We start from the raw sequence: 26,557 nt of genomic DNA, 5'->3' as shown, positions 1-26,557 counted from the left end.
CGGCGTTTGGTCAGACCGGTCAGCGGGACCAGGTCGGCGGCGCCGTCGCCGTGCTCGGCCGCCTGGTCAGCGGAGGCCGGCCGAGCACCCCCGGCGCTCCGTGGGAATCCACCCCTGACCGGTCGGATCGCGCAGATCGGCGATCGCGCTCCGGGGCCGGTCCGCGGCCGCCCCGTGCCGCTGCCGGTGCGTCACGGCGGGCCCGCAGCCGTGTTTCCGGGGGAGCACCCCCGGGACCCGGCGAACACGCGGACGCCGGGACCCCGGGAGCCCCGGGAGCCCCGGGAGCCCCTGCGGAATCAGCGCATGCGGCCGCTCCGCTTCGCCTCGCCCGCCGCGCGGCCCTCCGCCAGCTTGCGCTGCCAGTCGCGGCGGATCTCCGCGCGGACTCGGGCGTCGGTCTTCGCCACGATCCGCCGGTTCTCACGGACGAGCTTGCGGTAGCTGTCCAGCCGGCGTTCCGGCAGCGAGCCGTCGGCGAGTGCCGCGAGCACGGCGCAGCCCGGCTCCGTCTCATGGGCGCAGTCGTGGAAACGGCAGTCCGCGGCCAGGTCCTCGATCTCCGAGAAGACCTGGCCCACACCGGCGCCCGCGTCGAAGAGGCCGACCCCCCGCAGCCCGGGGGTGTCGATGAGCACGCCACCGCCGGGAAGGACCAGCAGGTTCCGGGTCGTGGTCGTATGACGGCCCTTCCCGTCGACGCCTCGCGTGGACTGCACGTCCATGGCGTCCTCGCCGAGGAGCGTGTTCGCCAGCGTGGACTTCCCCGCGCCGGAGACGCCGAGCAGCACGCTCGTACCGCCCGAGACCACCGCCGCGAGGATGTCCATGCCCTCCCCGGTCATCGAGCTGACCGGAAGCACCTGGACGCCGGGGGCCGTGGTCTCCACGTCCTGCACCAGGTACGACAGGGCGGTCGCGTCCGGCACCAGATCGGCCTTGGTGAGGACGACGAGTGGCTGCGCCCCGCTCTCCCAGGCAAGCGCCAGGAACCGTTCGATCCGTCCCAGGTCCGGCTCGACGGCGAGCGAGACGGCGATGATCGCGTGATCGACGTTGGCGGCGAGGATCTGCCCCTCGGACCGCTGGGACGAGGTGGAGCGCACGAAGGCGGTGCGCCGCGGCAGGTACGCCCGTACGTAGCGGGGGCTGCCGCCTTCCGGGTCGACGGCCGCCCAGTCGCCGGTGCAGATCACACGGAGCGGGTCGTGCGGGGTGACGAACGCCGTGTCGGCGCGGACGGTCCCGGCCGGGGTGACGACGTCGCACTGGCCACGGTCGACCCGTACGACCCGCCCGGGCACCAGTCCGCGTTCGGCGTACGGCGCGAACGCGGCAGTGAGGTCGCCGTCCCAGCCGTACGCGGCGAGCGGGTGCGCGGCCCCGCGGCCGGTGGCGGAGTCGCCGTGGGGGGAGCCGGATGAGGAGGCCGCGGAGGGAGTGGAGGGAGTTGCGGAAGAAAAGTGAGCAGAGGAGGGGAGAGACAAGGGAGACCCTTCACACGGGTGGCCCCGGCGATGCACGCGCACGGGCGTGCGACAGGACAGGAGCAGGTCAGCCGGCGGCCACGGAAATGGGGGTGATGAACTTCGGGTTCCGGGCAGCGCCCGGCACGGTGACCGTCATCAACGTCCTCACCTCCATGTGTTCCTCGATGCCCATGGCCGTGCCTCGCGCACGGCTGCGACGCCACACTAACCGGTCGCCCACACCGTGCCAACGGGTTTTCGGTACGCCGCCGCCTGGCGGCGGCGTCGCCTGCTGCGGTGGCGCCTGCTGCGGTGGCGCCTGCTGCGGTGGCGACCGTCCGGATTCTGTTGAAGGGTGTCAGGGAGCGGCCACCCGCCCCTGCCCGGTGGTCGACTGTCCTGGCCCGCCCCTGCCCCGGGATGAGCACCAATTGACGCGAATGAGGTGAGCGGCCGTGGCGAGCACTTCACCCGGGGTGCCGGGCACGCCGTGCTGGGTGAGCCTGACGACGCAGGACATGCGTGTCGCCCAGGACTTCTACGGCGCGGTGTTCGGCTGGGAGTTCGCGCCGGACGTCCAGGCGGAGGGGTACGTGGTCGCCCACGCGGACGGCGAACCGGTCGCCGGTCTCGTGGAGTCCGCGCAGAGCATGGGGGTCCGGCTGCCGGTCGCCTGGACGGCGTACTTCGTGGCCGAGAGCGCCGACGCGGCGGCCGGACGCGTACGGGAGCGGGGCGGAACGGTCGCCGTGGGGCCGCTGGCTTTCGGCCGGGGACGGATCGCCTGGGCGGCGGATCCGCTGGACGCCGCGTTCTGCATCTGGGAGGGACCTGCCTCCCCGGGGTGGCGGGCGGGCCGGGGAACCGGCGCCGTGGCATGGCTGGAGCTGCACACGAGGGACCCGTTCGCGTCCGCGCTGTTCTACGGCGGGGTGTTCGAATGGGACGCCCATCCGGACACCGTCGACGTGCGCTACGAGCACGACCGGGTGATGCTGCGGGCCGGGGGCCGCACGGTGGCGGGGATGTACGGCGGTGTTCCGGAGTCCGCGGAGCCGGCGATCCGCCCCCAGTGGCACGTCCACTTCTGCCGCGACGACGTGGACGGGGCAACGGCCCGCGCGGCCGCCGCGCACGGCACGGTCGTGACGCCCCCGCAGGAGACACCGCTCGGGCGAACGGCGACGATCCGTGACCCCGAAGGGGGGCTCTTCCATCTGTCGTCCGCCGAGGACGCCCCGCCCGACGCACCGGCCGCTCCGGTGACCTGAACCTCCGGGCGGCCACATCGAGCCGGCTGACGGACCTGGGTGGTCCCCACCTGGAGGACCGCGACGCCGGCGGAAGCGCTCGACGAGGGCGCTCCGGCGGGGCGGCCACGGAATGCGGGCCCGTCCGCCCGACCCCGGCGACGCCGCGCGCCCGGGGGGCACCGTCGGTGGAGCTCACGGCAGTGGGAGCCTTCGCGCGGCCGCCGGCCCTGACGCCCCTCCCGCCCGTCCCGGCCCGCGCGGCGCTCTTACCTCCGCACGGGCGGGGTCCCGGTGAGCGGCTAGCGGCCCGCGGGCGGCTCGGCGGACTTCTCCAGCACGGCGACGAGCGTGGGCACATGGCTGCCCTCGACGCTCTTCACCGAGGTGACGAGGGTGACCGGGCCGTCGCGGACGAGTGCGCGCAACCGCTGCAGGGCCTGCGCCGCCGCGCCGTCCTCGAGTTCCGTGCGGTAGCGGGCGTCGAACTCCTCGTACCGCGAGCGGTCATGGTGGTACCAGGCGCGCAACTCACCGGACGGGGCGACCTCCTTGAGCCACGTGTCGACTGCGGCCCGCTGTTTGGAGACGCCGCGCGGCCAGAGCCGGTCGACGAGCACACGGGTGCCGTCGTCCGGGTCGGGCGCGTCGTAGACCCTGCGCACCTTGACGGTCGCCATGCCGACAGCCTGCTGTGCGGGACGGTGCGACGCAAGCGCGGGAATCCGAATTTCGTCGCATTGACGATAAGAGGTCGTCTCGATATCGTCCTGATGACGAAAAGAGGGGGTCGCCACATGGCCGACATCACCAGGCGCTTCGGTTGGCGCCATCTGCGTTCCGCGCCCACCGCACACGTCCGCCACCACCGCCACGGCCGGCTCGTCCACGACGGACCCGGCCTCAGCTTCTGGTTCCGGGCCCTGACGGCCGCACTGTCCGAGGTGCCCGTCGACGACCGGGAACTGGCCATGACCTTCCACGCCCGGACGTCCGACTTCCAGGACGTGTCCGTGCAGGCGACCGTGACGTACCGGATCAGCGATCCGGCGACGGCGGCCACCCGGCTGGACTTCTCCGTCGACCCGGACACCGGCGCCTGGCGCGGAGCGCCGCTGGAGCAGATCTCGACCCTGCTGACCGAGACCGCCCAGCAGCACGCGCTGGACGTGCTGGCCCGCACCCCGCTGTCGGCGGCCCTGGTCGACGGTGTCGCCGCCGTGCGGGAACGGATCTCCGGCGGGCTGGGCGCGGAACCGCGGCTGTCCGCCACGGGCATCGAGGTGGTGGCCGTGCGCGTCATCGCCCTGCGGCCCGAGCCGGAGGTCGAACGGGCCCTGCGCACCCCCGCCCGCGAGCAGATACAGCAGGAGGCCGACCGCGCGACGTACGAGCGGCGGGCCGTGGCCGTGGAACGCGAGCGGACCATCGCCGAGAACGAGCTGGCCAGCAGAATCGAACTCGCCCGCCGGGAGGAGCAGTTGGTCGACCAGAAGGGCACCAACGCCAGGCGCGAGGCCGAGGAGAGCGCCGCGGCGGACGCCGTGCGCGCCGAGGCGGAGGCCGCCCGGAAGGTGCGGCTCGCCAAGGCCGAGGCCACCGCGGCGCGCGAGGTGGGCGAAGCCCGCGCCGGGGCCCAGGCCGCCTGGCTTCGGGTGCACTCCGAGGCCGACCCGTCGACCCTGCACGCCCTGGCCGTCACCCGGCTCGCGGAGAACCTGCCGCGCGTCGACAGCATCACACTCTCCCCCGACGTCCTCACCGGACTGCTCGCACGGCTGGGCGGGGCGGGAGCGGAGGGAGCGTGAGCCTCGCCCCCCGCGCCGTGATCGTGCACCGCACCACCGAGTACGAGGAACTGCTCGCCCGTCACGGCACGCACGGCCAGGCCGAGTTCTTCCTCACCTCCCGCGGCAGGAGCATCCGCGAGGTCGCCGAGCGGCACCGGCGCACCCGCCGGGCACTGACCGCCGTCTCGGCGGCCGTGCCCGCGCGGTGGCGCCGGGCCCGGGTGGAGCGGTCGGACCTCGACCGGTTCCTCTTCGCACCCGAGGACGTGGTGGTCGTGGCCGGGCAGGACGGGCTCGTCGCCAACACGGCGAAGTACCTGGCCGGTCAGCCTGTGGTGGGCATCGACACCGATCCGGGCCGCAACACCGGCGTACTGGTACGGCACCGGCCCGGCGACACCGGGCGGCTGCTGCAGGCCGCCGTGGGACGGGGGGCCACGACCGACGAGCTCACCATGGTGGAGGCCCTCGCCGACGACACCCAGCGGCTCGTCGCGCTCAACGAGATCTACCTGGGCCGGCCCGACCACCAGACGTCCCGCTACCGGCTGGAAATCGACGGCGGCCCCGGCGGCCCCACGGGACCGGCGCGGGCCACCGAGAGCGGCGGCGGCGCCGAGGGTGCCGGTCATGGGTCCGACGAGGTCCTGGCCGGTGAGGCCCAGGCGTCCTCCGGCGTGCTCGTCGGCACGGGAACGGGTGCGACCGGCTGGCTGCGGTCGCTGTGGGGGGGACGCGGCGGCGCCCGGCCCCTGCCGGCACCCGGCGAGGCCCGGCTGCTGTGGTTCGTCCGGGAGGCCTGGCCCTCCCCCACCACCGGGACGTCGCTGGTCGACGGGGACCTAACGGCCGGGCAGGGGCTGCGGATCACCGTCGAGTGCGACCGGCTGGTGGCCTTCGGCGACGGCATGGAGTCCGACGCGCTGGAGCTCACCTGGGGTCAGTCGGTCCGCGTGGGCGTGTCGGACACGTCCCTGAGGCTCCTCGTCTGACCGCCCCTGCGGGAGGGGGATGTGTCGGCCCCGCCCGCCCGAGGGGCGGGTGGCGGGCGGGGCCGTTCGCGGGGCGGCGAGGGGGTGCCGCCCCCTTCGTGGGGGCATCGCGGACTTCGGGTACCCGGGGCGTACGGGTTCATTCGGGGTGACGCCGAGGATTCAGCGCGGTCGGCACCCGACTTCGGCACCCGGCTCCGTCGGGCACGACCAGCCCGCCCGGTTCAGCGGCTTCCCGGCTCGAACGACACCACCACCGCCCGGTTGAGTGGCCGCCCGGGTCGAACGACACCACGCCCGCCCGGTTGAGTGGCCGCCCGGGTCGAACGCCACCACGCCCGCCCCGCTCAGCGGCTTCCCGGGTCGAACGACACCACCACCGCCCGGCCCGCTCAGCGGCCGCCCGGGTCGAACGCCGTCACCGTTCGGCCCGCTCAGCGGCCGCCCGGGTCGAACGCCGTCACCGTTCGGTCCCGCTCCCGCCATGAGCCGCAGGGCTGGAAGCCACCGCCCCAGGCGCGGTCCCAGTGGGCGCGCCGCGATCCGCCGTCCGGTTCGCCGCCGCCGGCGGCGGCTCGGGCCGTCGAACGGCGGTGGGCGATGACGGTCAGCACGGCCATGACGGCGGCCAGTTCCTCGGCGTCCGGAGCGCCGTGCACGATGCGCAGGTCCACGTCCACGCGGCCTCACCACCTCACCGGGAGCGACTTGGGCCCGCGGATCAGCGCGCCCTCCTGCCAGGCGATCTCCTCCTCGGGCACCGCGAGGGCCAGCCGCGGGTACCGGCGCAGGAGCGTCGCCAGCATCACCTCGGACTCCATCCGCGCCAGCATCGGTCCGACGCAGTGGTGCGGGCCGTGCCCGAAGGAGAGATGCGCTGCCGCGGGGCGGTCGAGGTCCAGGATGTGCGGGTCGGGGAAGACCGAGGGGTCCCGGTTCGCGGCCAGGTACGAGCAGTAGACGGCCTCGCCGGCTCCGATGCGCACTCCGCCGACCTCCACGTCCTCGGTGGCGATCCTCGGCAGGCCCACGCCGTTGCGGTGCGGGACGAAGCGCAGCAGTTCCTCGACCGCCCGCGGCAGCAGTGCGGGATCGGCGCGCAGCCGCGCCAGCTGCTCCGGACGGGTGAGAAGGGCGAACACCATGTTTGCGCTGTTGTTGCGGACCGCGTGCGCGCCGCTCACGAGAATCGCCGTCGCCATCGACAGCGCCTCGTCGTCACTGATCTCCCCGTCGGACGCGGCCGAGGCGAGCACCCCGGCCAGATCGTCCGCGGGCTCCGTGCGCCTGCGGACGAGAAGCGCCTCGACGACCTCGCGGACCGACTTCCTGCCGGCCCGGCTGCGGGCCGGAGCGGCACCCGGCGCCATGATCACGTCCGTCCAGGAGGTCATGCCGGCTCGGTCCTCCTCGGGCAGCCCCAGCAGGTCGCCGACGACGGACAGCGGGAACGGCCCGTGCAGGTACCGCACCAGATCGGCCGGGGGCCCGTGCCGCTCCATCTCGTCCAGCAGTGCGTCCGCGGTCCGCTGGGCCCGGGGTCTCAGCCGCTCCATGCTGCCGCCGGTGAAGGCGCGGGCGACGACCCGGCGCATGGTCGTGAGATGCGGAGGGTCCGTGTAGTTGAGGGAGGCGTGCCTGGCGGCGATGGCGTGCGGGGAACCGCTGGTCACGTCGAGGTCGGCGAGGGCCCGGCGGCTGAACCGGGGGTCCGACGTGACGGCCCTGACGTCTTCGTGGCGCGTCACGAGCCAGGCGGTGCCCTCACCGTACGGAAGCCGGATGCGTGCCACCGGCTCGTCCCGGAGGACCGTGGTCAGGAACGGGTCGAAGTCCAGGGCCCTCAGGTCCTCGAGGCTCCAGTGGCGAACGCCCTCGTCCTCCCGCGGGCCGAGGTCGGACGCGCCCGGCGTCCCGGGTTCTGACGTCTTCACGTTCAACTCCCAACGTCCGACGCCCGATGCCGCCGCGGCCCTGGTCACGCCGGGGTGAGCGGAGCGGGCGGCGTTCAACGGCTTCGACATCCCTTCCCGGTCGCCGCGCCGTCCGGACGGCACCGGCACGCCATCACCCGGACGGACCAGCCCTTCGCGGCCGCAGCGCCGCCGGGAGGGCACCGGCGTGCCGTCACCCGGACGGACCAGCCAGAAGGGCTTTCCTCGGCGGGCGCGAACGGGTGACCTCCCGGATCCTTTTGGAGGGGAACGCGAGAGAAGGGCGCACCATCATGGCCACTCTGTGCCGACCGGCGGTGTCCGTACCCGAACACGTGATCACCATGGAGCAGACGCTGGACCTGGCGCGGACCGTTCACGCGGACCACCCACAACTGGACCTGGCGCTGCGCCTGATCCGGAACACCGGGGTGGAGAAGCGGCACCTGCTGCAGCCGATCGAGGAGACGCTGAGGCATCCCGGCTTCGAACACCGCAACGCCGTCTACGAGTCCGAGGCGAAGGCCCGGGTGCCCGCGGTGATCGAGCGGGCGCTGGCCGACGCCGAGCTCAGGCCGGTCGACATAGACGTGATCATCTACGTGTCGTGCACCGGTTTCATGATGCCGTCGCTCACCGCCTGGCTGATCAATTCCATGGGCTTCCGCACCGACGCGCGTCAGGTGCCGATCGCCCAGCTCGGCTGCGCGGCCGGGGGCGCCGCGGTCAACCGGGCCCATGACTTCTGCACGGCGTACCCGGAGGCCAACGCCCTCATCGTGGCGTGCGAGTTCTGTTCGCTGTGCTACCAGCCGACCGATCTGGACGTGGGAAATCTGCTGTCCAACGGGCTGTTCGGTGACGGTCTGGCCGCAGCCGTGGTGCGCGGCCGGGGCGGACACGGTGTCGCCCTGGAGCGCAACGGCTCCTACCTGGTGCGGGACACCGAGGACTGGATCGCCTACGACGTCCGCTCCACCGGCTTCCACTTCAGGCTCGACCGACGGGTCCCCGGCACCATGGAACCACTGGCGCCGGCGCTGAGGCGGCTCGCGGCCGAACACGGCTGGGACGCCGCCTCGCTGGACTTCTACATCATCCACGCGGGCGGTCCACGCATCCTCGACGACCTGGGGAAGTATCTCGGGGTCCCGCCCGAGGCGTTCCGCTTCAGCAGGGCCACGCTCACCCAGTACGGGAACATAGCCAGCGCCGTCGTCCTCGACGCCCTGCGCAGGCTGTTCGACGAGGGATCGACCCGGCACACCGCCCGCGGCATCCTCGCCGGTTTCGGCCCCGGGATCACGGCGGAGATGAGTCTGGGGCGCTGGACCGAGGCCGAGGTCCCGGCCCCGGTGGGGAGGTGCTGACCGTGCGGGACGAAGCCTCCTCGACACCCTCGCCCCTGAATCCGGTGCCCACGACCCGGGCGCCGGCGCCGACGCCGACAGCAGGGGCAGCGGCCACGGCGCCGACGGCCACGGGAGCGTCCGCAGAAGGCACGACGGCCACGGCAGCGACCGCCCAGGGCACGACGGCTGCGGCGGCAACGACGGCCTCGACGCCCGGCGTGCCTCCCCCGGTCCGTTTCTGGCCGGTACGGGACCTGACCGGCGTGGAGTTCGACCCGGATCTCGCGGCGCTGATGCGGGAGGGACCAGTGACCCGGATCCGGCTCCCCAATGGCGAAGGCTGGGCCTGGCTGGTGACCCGCCACGAGGACGTGCGGAACGTGACGAACGATCCTCGTTTCAGCCGCAGGGCGGTCGTCGGCAGCGATGTCACCCGGCTGGCACCGCACTTCATCCCGGTGGACGGCGCGGTCGGCTTCGAGGACCCGCCCGACCACACGCGGCTGCGCCGTGCCGTCGCCCCCGCCTTCACCACCCGCGGCGTGGAACGGCTGCGCGGGCGCGCCCAGACCATGCTCGACGAACTCGTGGACGGCGTCCTGCGCGACGGACCGCCCGCCGACCTCGTCGCCCGTGTCCTCGCGCCGTTCCCACTGGCCGTCGTCTGCGAACTCATGGGCGTACCCGCCGGAGACCGGCCGACGATGCACGAGTGGACCTCGCTCATCCTGTCCTCCGCCGAGGGAGCCGAGCGCAGCGAGCGGGCCAGGACCGCGATGTGCGACTACTTCGCCGGGCTGCTGGGCGAGCGGCGGGGCACCGGCGGCGAGGACGTGATCGGCCTGCTGTCGACGGCCGTCACGCACCGGGAGATCACCGTGGCCGAGGCCGTCGGCCTGGCCCTGCTGATCCAGATCGGCGGCGAGGCGGTCACCAACAACACGGGGAACATGGCGTACATCCTGCTGACGCGGCCCGATCTGATGGACCGGTTGCGCGGGGACCCCGGGGTGCGCGCCACGGCCGTGGACGAGCTGCTGCGGTGGATACCGCACCGCAACGGGGTCGGGCTGTGTCGTATCGCCACCGAGGACCTGATCGTCGGCGGCCGGGAGATCCGCCGGGGAGAGGCCGTCTACGTCTCGTACCTCGCCGCCAACCGGGATCCGGAGGTCTTCGCCGATCCGGACGGCATCCTGCTGGACCGCAACCCCAACCCGCATGTGGCGTTCGGCTACGGTCCGCACTACTGCGTGGGCGCACTGCTGGCCCGGCTGGAGACCGAGTTGCTGTTCTCCGCCCTGGTCGACCGCTTCCCGGGGATGCGTCTCGCCGGGCCGGCCGAGGAACTGCGCTGGCGACCGGGTGCGTTGATCCGGGGCCCCGAGGGATTGCCGGTGGTCTGGTGACGTCGCACGTACGGCGCCCGGGGGCACGGGAGGGCGACCGCCCCGCCGCGGCCGAGGGGCTGCTGCTGCCCGCGGGCCTCGGCCGTACGCTGCGCGCGGCTGCCCAGGAGGTGACGTTCAAGGTCACCGGCGAGCATTCCCGTGTGTCGTCCAGCTTCGAGGTGGTCGTCCCACCGGGGTTCGACGTCGGTGCGCATGTGCACGCCCGGAGCGAGGAGCTCTTCTACGTGCTGGAGGGCGAGCTGGAGATGCTCGCCTTCGAGCCGCGGGTGCGGACGGACGGCGACTGGCGGGACTGGGAGTCACCGAGCGGGCGGCGTCCGGTGCGCGCGGGTCCGGGCACGGTCGTCGTGGTGCCGCCCGGCTGTCCGCACGCGTTCGCCAACCGGACCGGGAAGCCGGCGAGGATGTTCTTCCAGGCGTCCCCTCCGCCGGACCACGAGCGGTATTTCGAGGAGCTGATCGCCATCCTCGACGCGGACGGCCCGCCCGACCACGGCGCGATCGCCGAACTCCGGGCCCGTTACGACATCGAACAGCTCACCCCCCTGCGCCACGAGGCGTGACGCGAGCCGGCCGCGGAACGCGGTGGGCCGCCGGGTCCGACCTGTCCGACGGATTCATCGGGTCCGACGGACGCCTTCGGTGCAGCCCCGTCACCAGACCGAACAACGCCTCCTCGTTGCCGACGAGGCCCGCCGCGGCGAGGGCCTCGTCCGCCTCCGCCATGGGGGCGCTGAGCAGCACGGGAGGCGGCGGGGCGTCGGCACCGGGAGGTTCGGCGAGCGCGGCGCGCACGGCGCCGAGGAGCCGCACGTACGCCTGGGCGGCGGCTCGTTCACGGGACGTCATCACAGCGGTGGCACTCATCGGTCGGCCGTTCCTCTCGGGTCGTCTCGCGTCATATGTGACGGTGCACCCGCCACCCTGCCGCACGCCACTGACAACGCCCTCCCGTCGCACCCCCGTTGCGGTGACCGCTCCCGCCGCCTCCCGCCGGTCCGACCAGTCGTGTGCTCCCGGGTCGCCGGGCCGCGGGGGACTACGGCCGCGGCGGGGGACGACGGCTGCCGCGGCAGGGGACGGTGGTCACGGAGCGGCCGGAAGGGTCACCTCGAAGCGGCAGCCCCCCGACACGTTGTGCACCCCGGCACGTCCTTCGTGCGCCTCCACGATGCCCCTGACGATCGCGAGACCGAGGCCCGCCCCCGCGGGAGGGGTGCGGGCCTCGCTGCCGCGCCAGCCGGTGTCGAAGACCCGCGGCAGGTCCTCCTCCGGTATGCCCCCGCAGCCGTCGGTCACGGACAGTACGACGGAACCCTCCCGACGCTCGGCCGCGACCGCGACCGTCCCGTCGGCCGGGGTCCGCCTGATCGCGTTGACCAGCAGATTGGCCAGGACCCGTGTCATCTCCTCGGCGTCGACCTCGATCGGCACCTGCTCGACCCGGTCCCCCACGAGCCGCACCCCGTGCTCCCGCGCCAGCGGGACGGCGCCCGCCAGGGCTTCGCCGACCAGGTCGTGCACGGACATCCGCGTGGGTGTCAGCGCGAGCGCGCCGGCGTGGATGCGGGACAGTTCGAAGAGGTCGCCGACCATCCGGTTCATCCGCTCGACCTCCGCACGGATCTGCCGGAAGTACCGCTGGGGGTCGGGTACGACCCCGTCCTCCAGCGCCTCCGACATGGCCCGCAGCCCGGCGAGCGGGGTCCGCAGATCGTGCGAGATCCAGGCGACGAGTTCCCGCCGGGAGGACTCCAGCGCTCGTTCCCGCTCGCGGGACTCGGCGAGCCTGGCGCTGGTGGCGGCGAGTTCCCGGCCCAGCTCGGCCAGCTCGGCCGTGGCCTCCCCTCCGGGCGCGGCGAAGCTGCCGTCCTCCCCGAAGGTACGTGCGGCGAGGGCGAGTTCGCGACTGCGCGCGACGACCCACCGGCCGAGCAGCAGGGCCGTGGCGAGGGACACGACCGCGGCCATCGCGACGACCGTGGTGACGACGGTCAGGTCGTGCGCGGACAGGAACATCGCTCGGGCGACCGCCAGGGTTCCGGCGAGCATCGCCACGACGGTCACGCCGGCGACCACGGTCAGCGAGACGGTGAGTGACCTCCGGCGGAGCATCCGCAGCACGACGGCACCGGCCAGTCCCGCCGCGGCGGCGCCGAGGAACGCGAAGAGTGCGATGAGGAGGACGTCACGCACGGGACTCACGCCCCTTCCCCGGGTCGGTGCCCTCGCCCGGGACGCCCCCGCCCGCTCGGCGGTCCGGTTGCCCGTCGGACGCCCGCGCCGATGCCGCCGGCCGTCCATGTTCCGGTTCCGGCTGCGGTACCGCGGGCGCGTCGAAGCGGTAGCCGACGCCCCAGACCGTGTGGATCAGGCGGGGCCGGGCGGGATCGTCCTCGATCTTGCCGCGCAGCCGCCGCACGTGCACGGTGACGGTCGACAGATCGCCGAAGTCCCAGCCCCACACCTCCTGCATCAGCCGCTCCCGCCCGATGGCCAGGCCGCGGTGGCGCATGAGGTGCAGGAGCAGATCGAACTCCCGCAGGGTCAGGCCGATCTCCTCACCGTTCTTGGTGACCCGGCGGGCGGCAGGGTCCACGGTGATCCCGGCACAGCTGAGCACGGGCCCGCCCGGGTCGGCGTCGGCGACCGCCCGGCCGCGCCGCAGTACGGACTCGACCCGCAGCACCAGTTCGCGCGGGCTGAACGGCTTGGTGACGTAGTCGTCCGCGCCGGTCTCCAGACCGAGGATCCGGTCGTCCTCGTCCCCGCGAGCGGTCAACATGATCACCGGAACCGGTCCCCGGCCGCGGAGCCTGCGACAGACCTCCAGGCCGTCCATGCCGGGCAGCATCAGATCGAGGACCACCAGGTCCGGCCACCGCTCTCCGGCGGCCTCCAGGGCCCCGGGCCCGTCCTCGGCGCGGGCCACCGTGTACCCGGCGCGCTCCAGATAGCCGGTGACCACTTCGGCGACGGTCGGATCGTCGTCGACGACCAGGATGTTCTGCATGCCCCCAGTCTTCTCCCCCCGGCCCCCGGGGCGCGCGCCCCGCCCCTTACGAATCGATGACGCCGCCCGCGGACCGCTGCCACGTCGGACACGGCCGTCCTCCCCGGAAACGGTGCCCGCTGCGGTGGTGCGGTCGGAAGGAGCGCCCACGTCTTCCGGCAGGACGATGCCGTTCCCGGGCCCTCCCCCACCGACGCGGAGGAGCCGGCGGCCACGTCCGATTCGTTCAATACCGCGCCGCGTCACCGCCCCTACGGTGACCGCATGACTCCACGACTCGATGCCGTCGGCCTGGTCGTCTCCGACATGGCCGCCTCGCTCGCCTTCTACCGCCGGCTCGGCCTGGACATCCCCGAGGGGGCCGAGTCCGCTCCGCACGTCGAGGCCGCGCTGCCCGGCGGGCCGCGCGTGCTGTTCGACACCGAGGACACCGTCCGCTCCTTCGACCCGGCCTGGACCCGGCCCGAGGGCGGGGACCGGGTCGGTCTCGCCTTCCTCTGCGACAGTCCCGCCGAGGTGGACAAGGTGTACGAGGAACTCGTCGGGGCGGGACACCGCGGCCACCTCGCGCCCTGGGACGCGGACTGGGGACAGCGCTACGCGGTCGTCCTCGATCCGGACGGTGCCGGGGTGTCGCTGTTCGCGGGCCAGGACCCGGCGGTCAGCTCCGCGTAGCGGCCGAGGGTGAGCCCGGCCAGGGCCCGCATCTCGCGTGCGAGGTGCGCCTGGTCGGAGCAGCCCGCGACCACGGCGGCCTCCGCGTACGACACACCTTGCCGGACCAGGGCCAGGGCACGCTGCAGCCGCAGTACGCGGGCGAGGGTCTTCGGCCCGTAGCCGAAGGCGTCCAGGGAACGACGGTGCAACTGGCGGGCGCCGAGCCCGACGGCCGCGGCGGTCGCGGCCACGGTCGCGCCCGCGTCCAGTCCCTCCGCGACGGCCCGCAGCAGCGGGTCGGGCGAGGGCGAGTCCGCCGCGTGCCGCAGGGCCACGGCCTCCAGCGCGGCGGGCCGGTCCGGCGCGTCGGTGACCCGGTCCGCCAGGGGGCGTACCTGGCGCGCCGGCCAGACGTCGGTGAGGTCCACGCGCAGGTCACGCAGTTCGTGGGCCGCGACGCCGAAGAAGGCGGGTGCGGCGCCGGGCGGGAAACGTACGCCCGTGCAGGCGGCTCGTAGACCGTCGGAAGGCTGCGCACGGGTGTCGGGGCCGGCGACGAGCAGCCGGCCCTCGGTCCAGAGCAGGTCCATGCAGCCGTCGGGCAGGACGGGCACCGCCGGGCCGGGCCCGGGCTCGTTGTGCCAGAGGACGGCGCCGGCCAGCAGGGAGGCCCGTTCCGCGTACATGCTGTCGAGGCTAGGACACGCCCCGGACGTTCCGCCCCTCCGTACCCGGGTTCTCCGTCCGTCTTCCGGGTCCCTCCCCCTCCCGTGCGGCCGGCTTCTGCCACGCCCTCCGGACCCGCGCTCCGTCCCCGAGGCTTCCACCGGCCCTCGTCAGAGCTTCTGCTGCCCCTTGTCCTTGTCCTTGTCCTTGTCATGAGCGTCCGGGGCACGAGCGTCCCGCTCACCAGAGGCCCGGTCACGAGAGGCCCGCTCACCAGAGGCCCGGTCACCAGAGGCCCGGTCACGAGAGGCCCGGATGTCCCGGTCACGGTGTTCCCGGCTCCCGTGCAGCCGGGAGCGCACATCGTCCGGCGGCAGGAACTTCGACCAGCGCTCGGGGAACTCCGAGGGCATGTCCCCGCCACCCTCCTCCCAGTCCTCGCTCTCTCCCTCCGCAGCCCGGGCACGGGCGACCAGCTCGGCGGCGTGGGCGGCCCGGACGCGCTGGTTGGCGGCCCGGGCGGCGGCCGTGGCGACCGACGGCCACACCCGGTCGATCGCGGCGTTGACGGCGGCGCCGACGAGGACCGCGAACGCCGAGATGCCGATCCACAGCAGCACCGCGATGGGCGCGGCGAGAGAGCCGTAGATGGTGGGGCCCTCGACGGTGCTGGTCAGATAGATGCGCAGCAGGAAGCTCCCGAGCACCCACATGCCGAGGGCCACCAGTGCGCCCGGGACGTCCTCCACCCAGGGCGAACGGACCGGCACGGACACGTGGTAGAGCGTGGTGAGGAAGGCGACCGACAGCAGGATCACCACCGGCCAGTACAGGACGCTGACGAGTCCCGCGCCGAACGGCACGAACTCGACGACCCGGTCCGGGCCGACCACGGCGAGCGGCAGTACCACGGCACCGATCAGCAGTGCGATCAGGTAGAGCAGGAACGCCAGCAGCCGGGTGGCGACGATGCCGCGCTGGCCGTCCAGTCCGTACATCACGGTGATGGTGTCGATGAAGACGTTCACCGCACGGGAGCCCGACCACAGGGCGATCGCGAAGCCGAGGGAGATGACGTCGGGGCGGCCACCGCGGGTGACGTCCTCCAGCAGGGGTTTGGCGATCTCGTTGACGCCGCGGTCGGACAGGACGGTGCCGGCGGCGCCGAGGATGTTCTCCTGGATGGAGGCGACGGTGGTGGTGCTGGTCCAGTCGTCGACGTAGCCGAGGAGGCCGAGCAGACCCAGCATCAGCGGCGGCAGGGACAGCAGGGTGAAGAACGCGGCCTCGGCCGCGAGCCCCAGGATCCGGTACTCGATGCACGAATTGACCGTGTCCTTCAGCAGCAGCCAGGCGAGCTTCCGCTTGGAGACGTTGCGGTAGAGGACTCGGACCCGGTGGAGCCGGCCGGCGGGCCGGTCAGGTGTTTCGTTTGCTGCCTGCACCTCCTTACCGTATCGGCATGGCGACCAGCACCCACACCGTGACCAACCAGCCTCCGCCCCTGGTGGCGTACGACGTGTTCTCGACGGACCGGGCGCTCGCCGAGGCCGTCGAGCGGCACCTGGACCCGTCGGTCCACGGCGAGGCGCGGCGGGAGCTGGCGGAGCTCGGCCGCGCCGCGGGCTCTGCCCAGGCACGGCGCTGGGCGGTCGAGGCCGACACGAACCCGCCGGTGCTGCGCACGCACGACCGCTACGGCAACCGGATCGACGAGGTCGACTTCCATCCGGCGTGGCACCGGCTGCTGGGCAAGGCGGTCGCTTCGGGGCTGACGAACGCCTGGGGGCGGCCCGGCGGGCACGTCCGGCGTGCGGCCGGGTTCCTCGTGTGGTCGCAGGCGGAGGCCGGGCACGGCTGTCCGGTGTCGATGACGCACGCCGCGGTGCCCGCGCTGCGCGCCGACCCCCGGCTCGCGGCGGAGTGGGAGCCGCGGCTGACGTCCGGGGTGTACGCACAGGGGCTGCGGCCGGCCGCGCGGAAGCCGGGGGTGCTGTTCGGGATGGGCATGACGGAGAAGCAGGGCGGCAGTGACGTGCGCGCGATCACGACCCGGGCCGTGCCGCTGGCCGCGGCCGGGGAGTACGAGCTGACCGGGCACAAGTGGTTCTGCTCGGCGCCGATGAGCGACGGGTTCCTGGTGCTGGCCCAGGCCCCCGGGGGGCTGGCGTGCTTCCTCGTGCCGCGGGTGCTGGACGACGGGACGCGGAACGTGTTCGCGATCCAGCGGCTGAAGGACAAACTGGGCAACCGGTCGAACGCGTCGGCCGAGGTGGAGTTCGCCGGCACGTGGGCGCGCCGGGTCGGCGAGGAGGGACGCGGGGTGCGCACCATCATCGGGATGGTGGCGGCCACCAGACTCGACTGTGTGCTCGGCTCGGCGGCACTGATGCGGCAGGCGGTGGCGCAGGCCGTCCACCACGCCGCTCACCGGAGCGCGTTCGGGGGCCCGCTCGTCGACAAGCCGCTGATGCGCAACGTTCTGGCCGATCTGGCGCTGGAGTCGGAGGCGGCGACGGTGCTCGCGATGCGGCTGGCCGCGGCCTACGACGCGGCGGGTGAGGGCTCGGAGTCGGAGCGGGCGCTGCTGCGGATCGCGGTGCCGGCGGCCAAGTACTGGATCACCAAGCGGTGTACGCCGGTGGTGGCGGAGGCGCTGGAGTGCCTGGGCGGGAACGGCTACGTGGAGGAGTCGGGGATGCCGCGGCTGCTGCGGGAGTCGCCGCTGAACTCCGTGTGGGAGGGATCGGGCAACGTCCAGGCGCTGGACGTGCTGAGGGCACTGCGGGGGGTGCCCCGGGCCGCGGGGCGGAGCGGGCGGGAGGTGCTTCCCGTGGACGCCTTCCTCCGGGAGGTGGGCCTGGCCCGGGGCGCCGACCACCGGCTGGACGGTGCGATCAAGGCGCTGCTGACGGAGCTGGCGGACCTGGAGCCCGCGGAGGTGCGGGCGCGGCGGCTCGCCGAGCGGATGGCGCTGGTGCTCCAGGGGTCGCTGCTGGTGCGCTGGGCGCCGCCGGAGGTCGCGGACGCGTTCTGTGCCTCGCGGCTGGGCGGTGACTGGGGGTCGGCGTTCGGCACGCTGCCGTACGGCCTGAACCAGGCGGCGGTGGTGGAACGGGCGCGCGTGCAGGTGTGAGACACGGCATCGCGCGCCGGTGGACGCACCCGTGCGCCTTCACCAGGTGAACCGGATCCGACGTGCGCAAAAGCGGGGGGTGATGCTGCGCCGACACGGCACCACCCTCCGCTCATGTCACCTTCACCCACCTGTCGTTCGTTGGCCAGAGTTGCAGACCGTTGCAGAAGTTGCCCGAACTCCTCTTCCGGGTACGGGCACGGGCGGCACGATGGATCCGGACGGTCCGCGACGGCTCGCGCGCCGATCGGACACCGAACCGTCACGGCACGACCGGCCCGCGGCATCGTGAGGGCCGGCCCGGCACCACGCGCACGACCGACCTGCGCCGAAGGGCGCCGACGACGGCGGGGGACTTCCGATGAGGAACACTGCTCTGGACATCTCACGGCTGAGCACCGCCGACGCCGCGCACGCGGCCCATGTGCTGCACCAGGTGCACGCGGCGACGCTGGCCGGGCGCCGCCCGCCGATCCCGCCCCGAGCGGTCATCGACGCGTCCTGGCAGCGGATGCTGCGGCTCGGGCTGGACCCCGACCGCTCCACGAGCAGCGTGCTGCTGCAACGGGCCGAGCTGGAGCACCGTCGGCGGTCCAGCGTCCTCGGCGAGGTGATGCACACGCTGAGCGGTGGGCTCACCGCGATCGCCGACGCCTCCCTGCAGATCATGGTGGTGACGGACTGTCAGGGCCGGGTGCTGTGGCGGGAGGGGAACGCGGGTGTGCTCCGGCAGGCCGACACCATCTGCCTGGAGGAGGGCGCCGCCTGGAGCGAGGACAGCACCGGCACCAACGCCATCGGCACCGCGCTCGCGGCGCGGCGACCGGTCCAGGTGCACTCGGCGGAGCACTTCGTCCACACGCTGCACAACTGGACCTGCGCGGCCGCGCCGGTCCAGGACCCCCGCGACGGCCGGCTGCTCGGCATCGTCGACGTCAGCGGGCCGGCGTCCAGCTTCCATCCGGCGACCCTCGCGCTCGTCAGGTCGGTGGCGCAGCTCGCCGAGGCGGAGCTGCGGGAGAGGCATCTGCGGCAGATCGAACGGCTCCGCTCCGTCGCGGCGCCGATCCTGTGCCGGGTGGGCGGCCGGGCGCTCGCCGTGGACGTGCACGGCTGGACGGCGGCAGTGATCGGAATGGCGCCGGTGGACCGGCTGCCACTGCCCAAGTCGTTCCACACGGGCCGGGTGTGGCTGCCGTCCCTGGGCGTCTGCACCGTCGAACCGCTGCCGGGGGGCTGGCTGGTGCGCCCCGACGAGCCGCGGCCTGCGGAGTCCGTGGGGCGGGTCGTCCTGGACCTGAGTCGCGCCCGCCGGTGGTCGGTCGCCGTCCACGGCCCCGCCGGCAGCTGGACGCAGGAGCTCAGCCCCCGCCACGCCGAACTGCTGTACGTGCTGGCGGTGCATCCTCAGGGGCGCACGGCCGCGGAACTCGCGGGCGATGTGTTCGGCGACCCGACGCGCATGGTCACGGTGCGCGCTGAAATGTCACGTGTGAGGCGCTACCTGTCGGGCGTGCTGGCGCACCGCCCGTACCGCTTCAGCGACGAGGTCGACGTGGAGGTCGTGCTCCCCGCGGACTCCGCGGACCTGCTGCCGCACTCCTCGGCCCCGGCCGTGGCGGAGGCGCGGACCGTGACCGGGACGGGGAGCACGACGGGGGCCGGGACCGGGACGGAAGCCGGAGCGGGGACCGGGGCCGACTGACGCGTTGCGGGCGCTCGGGCCCGATGCCAGGCTGAGGTTGTCGGCCCTGAGGCGCCGCGGCGGACGCCGAGGGGCTCTGCCGACGCACCCCGCCGGACCGCGCGGGGTACGCCCACCTGATCCACAGTGCGACCGGTGGGGCCGGAGAGCGGGGGCGGGGGCCGGGCGCGCGCTCCTCGAGGAGTTCACATGGACGGCGCTGCTCTCGATGCGCTGCGGGAGACCCTGCGCGGGCCGGTGGTGGGTTCGCAGGACCCCGGGTACGACGGGACCCGGGCGATCTACAACGCGATGATCGACCGGCGTCCGGCCGCGTTCGCGCGGTGCGTGGACGCCGCGGACGTGATGCGTACCGTCGCCTTCGCCCGCGAGCGGGACCTGGAGCTGGCCGTACGCGGCGGCGGCCACAGCGGCCCCGGGCTCTGCCTGGCCGACGGCGCCCTCACCCTCGACCTGTCCCTGATGCGCTGGGTGCGGGTCGACCCCGTGACCCGCACCGCGCAGGTCGGGGGCGGCTCCGTGCTCGGCGATCTGGATCACGCCGCCCACGGCTTCGGGCTGGCGACCCCCGCGGGCATCATGTCGACGACGGGCGCCGGCGGCCTGACGCTCGGCGGCGGCCACGGCTATCTGACCCGCCGGTACGGCCTGACGGCCGACAACCTGATCGGCGCGGACGTCGTGCTGGCGGACGGCACCTTCGTCACCGTCTCCGAGGACGAGCGGCCCGACCTGTTCTGGGCCCTGCGCGGCGGAGGCGGCAACTTCGGCGTCGTCACCTCCTTCACCTACCGGCTGCACCCCGTCGACACGGTGGGCGTCGCCATCACCGTGTGGCCGGTGGAGAGCACCCGCGAGGTACTGGACTGGTACCGCACGTTCCTGCCCGGAGCGCCCCGCGACATCTACGGCTTCTTCGCCCTGCTGTCCGTGCCGCCGGGCCCGCCGTTCCCCGAGGAGATCCACGGGCGCAAGGTGTGCGGCGTGGTGTGGTGCCGGACCGGCGCCCGGGATCGGCCGGGTACCGACGAGCTCTCCTCCGCCGTGAGCGAGCCGGCGCCTCCGCTCTTCCACTTCGCGGCGCCGATGCCCTATCCCGCGCTGCAGGCCATGTTCGACGGGCTGATTCCGGCGGGACTGCAGTGGTACTGGCGGGGCGACTTCTTCGACCGGATCGCGGACGGCGCGATCGACGTGCACCTGAAGTACGGGGAGAACCTGCCGACGCCGCTGTCGACGATGCACCTGTACCCCGTCGACGGGGCCGCTCACGACGTGGCGCCCGGCGACACCGCGTGGGCCTACCGTGACGCGGTCTGGTCGGGGGTCATCGCCGGCATCGACCCCGACCCGGCGAACGCCGCGCTCATCAGGCAGTGGGCGGTCGACTACTGGAACGCCCTCCACCCGTTCTCGATGGGCGGCGCGTACGTGAACTTCGTGGGCGCGGACGAGGGACCGGACCGGGTCCGGGCCACGTACCGGGACCACCACGACCGGCTCCGGGAGATCAAGCGCCGCTACGACCCGGACAACTTCCTCCACGCCAACCAGAACATCCCGCCCGCCGCCTGAGCGCCCGGGTCACCGGGGCCCCCGGGCCCCCAGCGGCGCCGGACCTCCGGATCGCCCCGGCCGGTCCCGGTCCACCCGCGCCGTGGCGCACCTCCCGGCACCGGGCCGCTGACCGCCATGTGGACCGGCAGCCGCCATGTGGACCGGCAGCCGCCCGGTGCCGCCGTCGTGTGCCGGGTGCCCCTGGTGTGCCGCCCGGCACCGCACGGCGTGCGTCGGTGCGCCCCGGGTGGGCCGCCCGGACGGGGGTCCGCTTTGTCCGGGGCGGGGCGCCCGTGGTTCCCTGACGGTCATGAGCATCACCGTGACCACGTGGTCCCTGGAGCAGACCTCGCCCTCCGATCTGCGTCCCGCCGCCGAGCCCCCGGGGCACGTACGGATCGTGCGCGCCGAGGTCCCCTCGCCGGAGTTCAGCCGCTTCCTCTACACGGCGGTCGGCGGGGACGTGCGCTGGACCGACCGGCTGGGCCTGACCTACAAGCAGTGGGAGGAGACGCTGGCCAGGCCGGGGGTCGAGACGTGGGTGGCGTACGAGCACGGCACGCCCGCCGGGTACGTCGAGCTGGAGGCGCAGGACGAGGGTGCGGTCGAGATCGTCTACTTCGGGCTGATCCCGGCGTTCCGCGGCAGGCGGATCGGCGGCCATCTGCTCTCGTACGGCACCGCCCGCGCCTGGGACCTGGCGGAACGCTGGCCGGGACGCGCCCCGACGAAGCGGGTCTGGCTGCACACCTGCTCCAAGGACGGCCCGCACGCGATGGACAACTATCTGCGCAGGGGCTTCGCGCTCTTCGACACCAAGGTGGAGGAGGAGCCGGAGACCGCCACGCCCGGGCCCTGGCCCGGCGCCCTGGGCTGACCCCGACCCGCGACTCCGACCGCCGACCCCGGCCCGCGACCTCGACCGGCCCCGTTCAAGCGCCGCCCATGCCCTGCCCGGACCCAGGGGCAGCACCCTCGGCCCACGCACCGGGCCCGATCAGAACCCGATCCGGGCCCGGTGGGCGCGCGGCGCGCCGGCCGGGCCCGAGCGCCCGCCGGGACGAGTGACCGCCGGGACGAGTGACCGACCCCACACTGTCTTGGGATACGGGACACTCTTGTCCAAATAATGGACAGCAGTGGACTGGGTCCAAACTCCCGTGACACGCTTCCGTCATGTCTCGAGCTGGAATTGCCTTGGTGAGTCGGCGGCACGTCGACCTCGGCCGCATGTCCAGCGCCATGTGTCGCGTGGCCTGAGTGTCATCGAGGGCCATCGGCCCCGGCACCGGTTCCCCGCGTTCCCTGAGATCCCCGACCTCCGCGCATCGCCGCGCCCACCCGTGAAACCGGGCGCGCATGTGCAGGTCAGAGCCGCCCTCCCGTAGTCCCGAAGGACGTAATCGCCATGGCCGCCACCCCCGGAAAGCCCGCCACCGCCACGCCCCGCCGCAAGGCCGGACGCCACCGCGGCGAGGGCCAGTGGGCCGTCGGCCACTTCACGCCCCTGAACGGCAACGAGCAGTTCAAGAAGGACGACGACGGTCTCAATGTGCGGACACGCATTGAGACGATCTACTCGAAGCGCGGATTCGACTCGATCGACCCGAACGACCTCCGAGGCCGTATGCGCTGGTGGGGCCTCTACACCCAGCGCCGGCCCGGGATCGACGGCGGCAAGACCGCGATCCTGGAGCCGGAGGAGCTGGACGACGAGTACTTCATGCTGCGCGTCCGCATCGACGGCGGGCGGCTGACCACCGAGCAGCTGCGCGTCATCGGCGAGATCTCGCAGGAGTTCGCACGCGGCACCGCCGACATCACCGACCGGCAGAACGTCCAGTACCACTGGATCCGCATCGAGGACGTGCCCGAGATCTGGGAGCGGCTGGAGGCCGTCGGCCTGTCCACCACCGAGGCGTGCGGTGACACACCACGCGTCATCCTCGGCTCCCCGGTGGCGGGCATCGCCGAGGACGAGATCGTCGACGGCACCCCGGCCATCGACGAGATCCAGCGCCGGATCGTCGGCAACAAGGCCTTCTCCAACCTCCCCCGCAAGTTCAAGTCGGCGATCTCCGGCTCGCCGCTGCTGGACGTGGCGCACGAGATCAACGACATCGCCTTCGTCGGGGTGAACCACCCCGAGCACGGCCCCGGCTTCGACCTGTGGGTCGGCGGCGGCCTCTCCACCAACCCGAAGATCGGCGTCCGGCTGGGCGCCTGGGTGCCGCTGGACGAGGTCCCGGACGTCTACGAGGGCGTCATCTCGATCTTCCGCGACTACGGCTACCGCCGGCTGCGCACCCGCGCCCGGCTGAAGTTCCTGGTCGCCGACTGGGGCGCGGAGAAGTTCCGCCGGGTACTGGAGGACGAGTACCTGGGGCGCCCGCTGACCGACGGCCCGGCGCCCGAACAGCCCCTGCAGCGCTGGCGCGACCACGTCGGTGTGCACCGGCAGAAGGACGGCCGCTTCTACGTCGGCTTCGCGCCGCGTGTCGGCCGGGTCGACGGCGCCACCCTCACAAAGATCGCCGAGGTGGCGGAGGCGCACGGCTCGGGCCGGGTGCGTACCACCGCCGAGCAGAAGATGATCGTCCTCGACGTCGAGGAGTCACAGGTCGAATCGCTGGTGTCCGGGCTGGAGTCGCTGGACCTGCGGGTCACCCCGTCCCCGTTCCGCCGCGGCACGATGGCCTGCACCGGCATCGAGTTCTGCAAGCTGGCGATCGTCGAGACCAAGGCCCGCGGTGCCTCGCTGATCGAGGAACTCGAGCGCCGCATCCCGGATTTCGACGAGCCGATCACGATCAACATCAACGGCTGCCCCAACGCCTGCGCCCGTATCCAGGTCGCGGACATCGGTCTCAAGGGCCAGCTGGTGCTGGACGAGAACGGCGACCAGGTGGAGGGCTTCCAGGTTCACCTGGGCGGTGCGCTGGGCCTGGAGGCCGGATTCGGCCGCAAGGTCCGCGGGCTGAAGGTCACCGCGGCGGAACTCCCGGACTACGTCGAGCGCGTGCTGGAACGCTTCCGGGTGGAGCGCGAGGACGGCGAGCGCTTCGCCGCCTGGGTGGCTCGCGCGAGCGAGGAGTCACTCTCATGAGCGAGTCGAGCGACGCACTCGCGGCCACCCGGCCGCAGCCGACCGCGAAAGCCGCACCCCTGAGCCACGCGGGCGGAATAGCGAAGGGGGACGTGCAGTGAGCGAGCGGGCCGCCCCCTTCTACTGCCCCTACTGCGGCGACGAGGATCTTCGTCCGAGCGAGCAGGGCCACGGCGCCTGGGAGTGCGCGTCGTGCAACAGGGCCTTCCAGCTGAAGTTCCTCGGGCTGCTCGCCCGCGGGGTTCGGCGCAACGACGACGGAGGGGACGCGATATGACGGCGATACGGACCCGACGGACCGGGGACGAGCTCAGGTCGCTGGCAGAGACGGCCGGGCGGGACCTCGAGGAGGCGTCCGCCCTCGACATCCTGACGTGGGCGGCTGAGACCTTCGGCCCGCGCTTCTGCGTCACGTCCTCCATGGAGGACGCGGTCGTGGCCCATCTGGCCTCGCGCGCCTTCCCGGGGGTCGACGTGGTCTTCCTCGACACCGGCTACCACTTCCCCGAGACCATCGGCACGCGTGACGCGGTCGGGGCCGTGATGGACGTCAACCTGATCACGCTCACCCCGCGGCGGTCCGTGGCGGAGCAGGACGCCGAGCACGGCCCGCGACTGCACGACCGCGACCCCGACCTGTGCTGCGCGCTGCGCAAGGTCGCGCCCCTCGAGGAAGGGCTCACCGCCTACGACGCGTGGGCGACCGGCCTGCGCCGCGACGAGTCCCCGACCCGGGCGGGCACGCCCGTAGTCGGCTGGGACGAGCAGCGCCGGAAGGTCAAGGTCTCGCCGATCGCCCGCTGGACGCAGGCGGACGTGGACGCGTACGTCGCGGAACACGGCGTCCTCACCAACCCGCTGCTCATGGACGGTTACGCCTCGGTGGGCTGCGCGCCCTGCACCCGGCGGGTGCTGGAGGGCGAGGACGCTCGAGCCGGCCGCTGGGCGGGCCGTGCGAAGACCGAGTGCGGGCTGCACGGCTGATGACGGCGCCCGCGACCACAGCAGACCATCCGACCGAACCGACCCTGAACCAACGGGAGATGCACGTGACTGGGGCCACGATCTGGCTCACGGGGCTGCCGAGCGCGGGCAAGACCACCATTGCGTACGAGCTGGCCGGCCGGCTGCGCGGCGTGGGCCGCCGCGTCGAGGTGCTCGACGGCGACGAGATCCGCGAGTTCCTGTCCGCGGGCCTCGGCTTCAGCCGTGAGGACCGGCACACCAACGTCCAGCGGATCGGTTTCGTCGCCGAACTGCTGGCGTCCAACGGTGTGACGGTCCTGGTACCGGTGATCGCCCCGTACGCGGACAGCCGCGAGGCCGTCCGCAAGCGGCACGGTGCCGAGGGCACGCCGTACGTGGAGGTGCACGTGGCGACCCCGGTCGACGTGTGCGCGGTGCGCGACGTCAAGGGCCTGTACGCCCGGCAGGCGGCCGGCGAGATCAGCGGCCTGACCGGTGTGGACGACCCGTACGAGGCACCGGAGTCCCCGGACCTGCGGATCGAGTCGCACACCCAGACCGTGCAGGAGTCGGCGCAGGCGCTGCACGCGCTGCTCATCGAGAGGGGACTGGCATGACGACCAGCATCGACGTCGTGGGCGGGAGCACGGACAGCCCGTACGCGCTCACGCACCTGGACGCGCTGGAGTCCGAGGCGGTGCACATCTTCCGCGAGGTGGCGGGCGAGTTCGAGCGGCCGGTGGTCCTCTTCTCCGGCGGCAAGGACTCCATCGTCATGCTGCATCTCGCGCTGAAGGCGTTCGCTCCCGCGGCGATCCCGTTCTCGCTGCTGCATGTGGACACGGGGCACAACTTCCCCGAGGTCATCGAGTACCGGGACCGTGTGGTGGCGCAACACGGTCTGCGGCTCCATGTGGCCTCCGTACAGGACTACATCGACCGCGGTGCGCTCCGCGAGCGTCCCGACGGCACCCGCAACCCGCTGCAGACCGTCCCGCTGACGGAGGCCATCCAGCAGCACCGCTTCGACGCCGTGTTCGGCGGGGGGCGGCGCGACGAGGAGAAGGCCCGCGCCAAGGAGCGGGTGTTCTCGCTGCGCGACGAGTTCTCCCAGTGGGACCCGCGGCGCCAGCGCCCCGAGCTGTGGCAGCTCTACAACGGCCGTCACGCGCCCGGTGAGCACGTCCGTGTGTTCCCCCTCTCCAACTGGACCGAGCTGGACGTCTGGCAGTACATCCAGCGCGAGCGGATCGCGCTGCCGGAGATCTACTTCGCCCACGAGCGGGAGGTCTTCGCCCGCAACGGCATGTGGCTGACCGCCGGCGACTGGGGCGGCCCGAAGGACGGCGAGACGCCCGAGAAGCGGCTGATCCGCTACCGCACCGTCGGCGACATGTCCTGCACGGGCGCCGTCGACTCCGACGCGACCACGCTGGACGCCGTGATCGCCGAGATCGCCGCCTCCCGGCTCACCGAGCGGGGCGCGACCCGCGCCGACGACAAGCTGTCCGAGGCCGCGATGGAAGACCGCAAGCGCGAAGGGTACTTCTAG

General features: G+C 73.2%; 26 protein-coding genes. 17 read left to right on the top strand and 9 right to left on the bottom strand.

Annotated elements, in window-relative coordinates; all coding sequences use genetic code 11:
* Nucleotides 1-299: 299 nt before the first annotated feature.
* Entirely contained in the window at nucleotides 300-1,487 is a 1,188-nt protein-coding gene (gene rsgA, locus AB0J10_RS09200; RefSeq protein ID WP_363059401.1) for a ribosome small subunit-dependent GTPase A, read from the bottom strand.
* Between the two features lie 458 nt (nucleotides 1,488-1,945).
* Here rsgA and AB0J10_RS09195 point away from each other — a divergent pair, with 458 nt between their 5' ends.
* Nucleotides 1,946-2,740: a VOC family protein gene (locus AB0J10_RS09195; protein WP_363059436.1), complete on the top strand. Its 795-nt coding sequence runs from the start codon at nucleotides 1,946-1,948 to the stop codon at nucleotides 2,738-2,740.
* 281 nt (nucleotides 2,741-3,021) lie between these two features.
* Here AB0J10_RS09195 and AB0J10_RS09190 read toward each other — a convergent pair whose 3' ends face one another.
* A complete protein-coding gene (locus AB0J10_RS09190) occupies nucleotides 3,022-3,399 on the bottom strand; it encodes a DUF488 family protein (protein ID WP_363059399.1) in 378 nt (125 codons plus the stop codon).
* A gap of 117 nt (nucleotides 3,400-3,516) precedes the next feature.
* Between AB0J10_RS09190 and AB0J10_RS09185 the strand changes: the two genes are divergently transcribed.
* The gene (locus tag AB0J10_RS09185) at nucleotides 3,517-4,527 is read left to right on the top strand and encodes an SPFH domain-containing protein (protein ID WP_363059397.1); all 1,011 of its coding nucleotides are present in this window, start codon (nucleotides 3,517-3,519) and stop codon (nucleotides 4,525-4,527) included.
* Nucleotides 4,524-5,501, top strand: a complete 978-nt coding sequence (locus AB0J10_RS09180; protein WP_363059395.1) for a hypothetical protein — start codon at nucleotides 4,524-4,526, stop codon at nucleotides 5,499-5,501. Before AB0J10_RS09185 ends, AB0J10_RS09180 begins: the two co-directional genes overlap by 4 nt.
* Before the next feature lie 434 nt (nucleotides 5,502-5,935).
* Here the strand turns inward: AB0J10_RS09180 and AB0J10_RS09175 are convergent, their stop codons facing one another.
* Nucleotides 5,936-6,181 carry an acyl-CoA carboxylase subunit epsilon gene (locus tag AB0J10_RS09175; protein ID WP_363059393.1) on the bottom strand — a complete coding sequence of 82 codons (246 nt, stop codon included), beginning with the start codon at nucleotides 6,179-6,181 and terminating at the stop codon, nucleotides 5,936-5,938.
* A gap of 6 nt (nucleotides 6,182-6,187) precedes the next feature.
* Nucleotides 6,188-7,435, bottom strand: coding sequence for a cytochrome P450 (locus AB0J10_RS09170; RefSeq protein ID WP_363059391.1), 1,248 nt, complete (start codon nucleotides 7,433-7,435; stop codon nucleotides 6,188-6,190).
* Between the two features lie 293 nt (nucleotides 7,436-7,728).
* Here AB0J10_RS09170 and AB0J10_RS09165 point away from each other — a divergent pair, with 293 nt between their 5' ends.
* From AB0J10_RS09165 to AB0J10_RS09155, 3 genes are all read left to right on the top strand, one after another.
* Nucleotides 7,729-8,805: a type III polyketide synthase gene (locus tag AB0J10_RS09165; RefSeq protein WP_363059389.1), complete on the top strand. Its 1,077-nt coding sequence runs from the start codon at nucleotides 7,729-7,731 to the stop codon at nucleotides 8,803-8,805.
* Between the two features lie 200 nt (nucleotides 8,806-9,005).
* The gene (locus tag AB0J10_RS09160; protein ID WP_363059387.1) at nucleotides 9,006-10,196 is read left to right on the top strand and encodes a cytochrome P450; all 1,191 of its coding nucleotides are present in this window, start codon (nucleotides 9,006-9,008) and stop codon (nucleotides 10,194-10,196) included.
* On the top strand, nucleotides 10,193-10,762 hold the full coding sequence (locus AB0J10_RS09155) for a cupin domain-containing protein (protein WP_363059385.1): 570 nt from the start codon (nucleotides 10,193-10,195) through the stop codon (nucleotides 10,760-10,762). The genes AB0J10_RS09160 and AB0J10_RS09155 overlap by 4 nt, the downstream gene beginning before the upstream one ends.
* Here the strand turns inward: AB0J10_RS09155 and AB0J10_RS09150 are convergent.
* From AB0J10_RS09150 to AB0J10_RS09140, 3 genes are all read right to left on the bottom strand, one after another.
* Complete coding sequence (locus tag AB0J10_RS09150) at nucleotides 10,737-11,066, bottom strand: hypothetical protein (RefSeq protein ID WP_363059383.1); 330 nt, start codon at nucleotides 11,064-11,066, stop codon at nucleotides 10,737-10,739. The genes AB0J10_RS09155 and AB0J10_RS09150 overlap by 26 nt on opposite strands.
* A gap of 219 nt (nucleotides 11,067-11,285) precedes the next feature.
* Nucleotides 11,286-12,395: a HAMP domain-containing sensor histidine kinase gene (locus AB0J10_RS09145; protein ID WP_363059381.1), complete on the bottom strand. Its 1,110-nt coding sequence runs from the start codon at nucleotides 12,393-12,395 to the stop codon at nucleotides 11,286-11,288.
* On the bottom strand, nucleotides 12,388-13,212 hold the full coding sequence (locus AB0J10_RS09140) for a response regulator transcription factor (protein WP_363059379.1): 825 nt from the start codon (nucleotides 13,210-13,212) through the stop codon (nucleotides 12,388-12,390). Before AB0J10_RS09140 ends, AB0J10_RS09145 begins: the two co-directional genes overlap by 8 nt.
* A 264-nt stretch (nucleotides 13,213-13,476) precedes the next feature.
* Between AB0J10_RS09140 and AB0J10_RS09135 the strand changes: the two genes are divergently transcribed.
* A complete protein-coding gene (locus tag AB0J10_RS09135) occupies nucleotides 13,477-13,887 on the top strand; it encodes a VOC family protein (protein WP_363059377.1) in 411 nt (136 codons plus the stop codon).
* Here the strand turns inward: AB0J10_RS09135 and AB0J10_RS09130 are convergent.
* A complete protein-coding gene (locus tag AB0J10_RS09130) occupies nucleotides 13,809-14,555 on the bottom strand; it encodes a helix-turn-helix domain-containing protein (protein WP_363059375.1) in 747 nt (248 codons plus the stop codon). The genes AB0J10_RS09135 and AB0J10_RS09130 overlap by 79 nt on opposite strands.
* 150 nt (nucleotides 14,556-14,705) lie before the next feature.
* Nucleotides 14,706-15,980 (bottom strand): YihY/virulence factor BrkB family protein, encoded by a 1,275-nt coding sequence (locus tag AB0J10_RS09125; protein WP_363059373.1) that lies wholly within the window; start codon nucleotides 15,978-15,980, stop codon nucleotides 14,706-14,708.
* 17 nt (nucleotides 15,981-15,997) lie between these two features.
* On the opposite strand from AB0J10_RS09125, the gene AB0J10_RS09120 reads away from it, so the two are divergent.
* The 10 genes from AB0J10_RS09120 (at nucleotide 15,998) to cysD (ending at nucleotide 26,557) form a co-directional block, all read left to right on the top strand.
* Complete coding sequence (locus tag AB0J10_RS09120) at nucleotides 15,998-17,671, top strand: acyl-CoA dehydrogenase family protein (RefSeq protein WP_363059371.1); 1,674 nt, start codon at nucleotides 15,998-16,000, stop codon at nucleotides 17,669-17,671.
* Nucleotides 17,672-18,032: 361 nt separating this feature from the next.
* Nucleotides 18,033-19,376, top strand: a complete 1,344-nt coding sequence (locus AB0J10_RS09115) for a GAF domain-containing protein (RefSeq protein WP_363059369.1) — start codon at nucleotides 18,033-18,035, stop codon at nucleotides 19,374-19,376.
* A gap of 189 nt (nucleotides 19,377-19,565) precedes the next feature.
* Nucleotides 19,566-20,951: an FAD-binding oxidoreductase gene (locus AB0J10_RS09110; RefSeq protein ID WP_363059367.1), complete on the top strand. Its 1,386-nt coding sequence runs from the start codon at nucleotides 19,566-19,568 to the stop codon at nucleotides 20,949-20,951.
* A 292-nt stretch (nucleotides 20,952-21,243) separates the two neighbouring features.
* The gene (locus AB0J10_RS09105) at nucleotides 21,244-21,810 is read left to right on the top strand and encodes a GNAT family N-acetyltransferase (RefSeq protein WP_363059365.1); all 567 of its coding nucleotides are present in this window, start codon (nucleotides 21,244-21,246) and stop codon (nucleotides 21,808-21,810) included.
* 299 nt (nucleotides 21,811-22,109) lie between these two features.
* Nucleotides 22,110-22,193, top strand: a complete 84-nt coding sequence (locus AB0J10_RS09100; RefSeq protein WP_363059434.1) for a putative leader peptide — start codon at nucleotides 22,110-22,112, stop codon at nucleotides 22,191-22,193.
* Between the two features lie 148 nt (nucleotides 22,194-22,341).
* On the top strand, nucleotides 22,342-24,039 hold the full coding sequence (locus tag AB0J10_RS09095; protein ID WP_363059363.1) for a nitrite/sulfite reductase: 1,698 nt from the start codon (nucleotides 22,342-22,344) through the stop codon (nucleotides 24,037-24,039).
* Between the two features lie 97 nt (nucleotides 24,040-24,136).
* Nucleotides 24,137-24,316: a hypothetical protein gene (locus tag AB0J10_RS09090; RefSeq protein ID WP_283298835.1), complete on the top strand. Its 180-nt coding sequence runs from the start codon at nucleotides 24,137-24,139 to the stop codon at nucleotides 24,314-24,316.
* Nucleotides 24,313-25,023, top strand: coding sequence for a phosphoadenylyl-sulfate reductase (locus AB0J10_RS09085; RefSeq protein ID WP_363059361.1), 711 nt, complete (start codon nucleotides 24,313-24,315; stop codon nucleotides 25,021-25,023). Before AB0J10_RS09090 ends, AB0J10_RS09085 begins: the two co-directional genes overlap by 4 nt.
* A gap of 59 nt (nucleotides 25,024-25,082) precedes the next feature.
* Nucleotides 25,083-25,622, top strand: a complete 540-nt coding sequence (gene cysC, locus AB0J10_RS09080) for an adenylyl-sulfate kinase (RefSeq protein WP_363059359.1) — start codon at nucleotides 25,083-25,085, stop codon at nucleotides 25,620-25,622.
* Nucleotides 25,619-26,557 carry a sulfate adenylyltransferase subunit CysD gene (cysD, locus tag AB0J10_RS09075; protein ID WP_363059357.1) on the top strand — a complete coding sequence of 313 codons (939 nt, stop codon included), beginning with the start codon at nucleotides 25,619-25,621 and terminating at the stop codon, nucleotides 26,555-26,557. The genes cysC and cysD overlap by 4 nt, the downstream gene beginning before the upstream one ends.

It is taken from the genome of Streptomyces sp. NPDC049887 (assembly GCF_040656535.1).
Taxonomy (GTDB): Bacteria; Actinomycetota; Actinomycetes; order Streptomycetales; family Streptomycetaceae; genus Streptomyces.
This window is presented reverse-complemented; position numbering and strand designations above follow the sequence as displayed.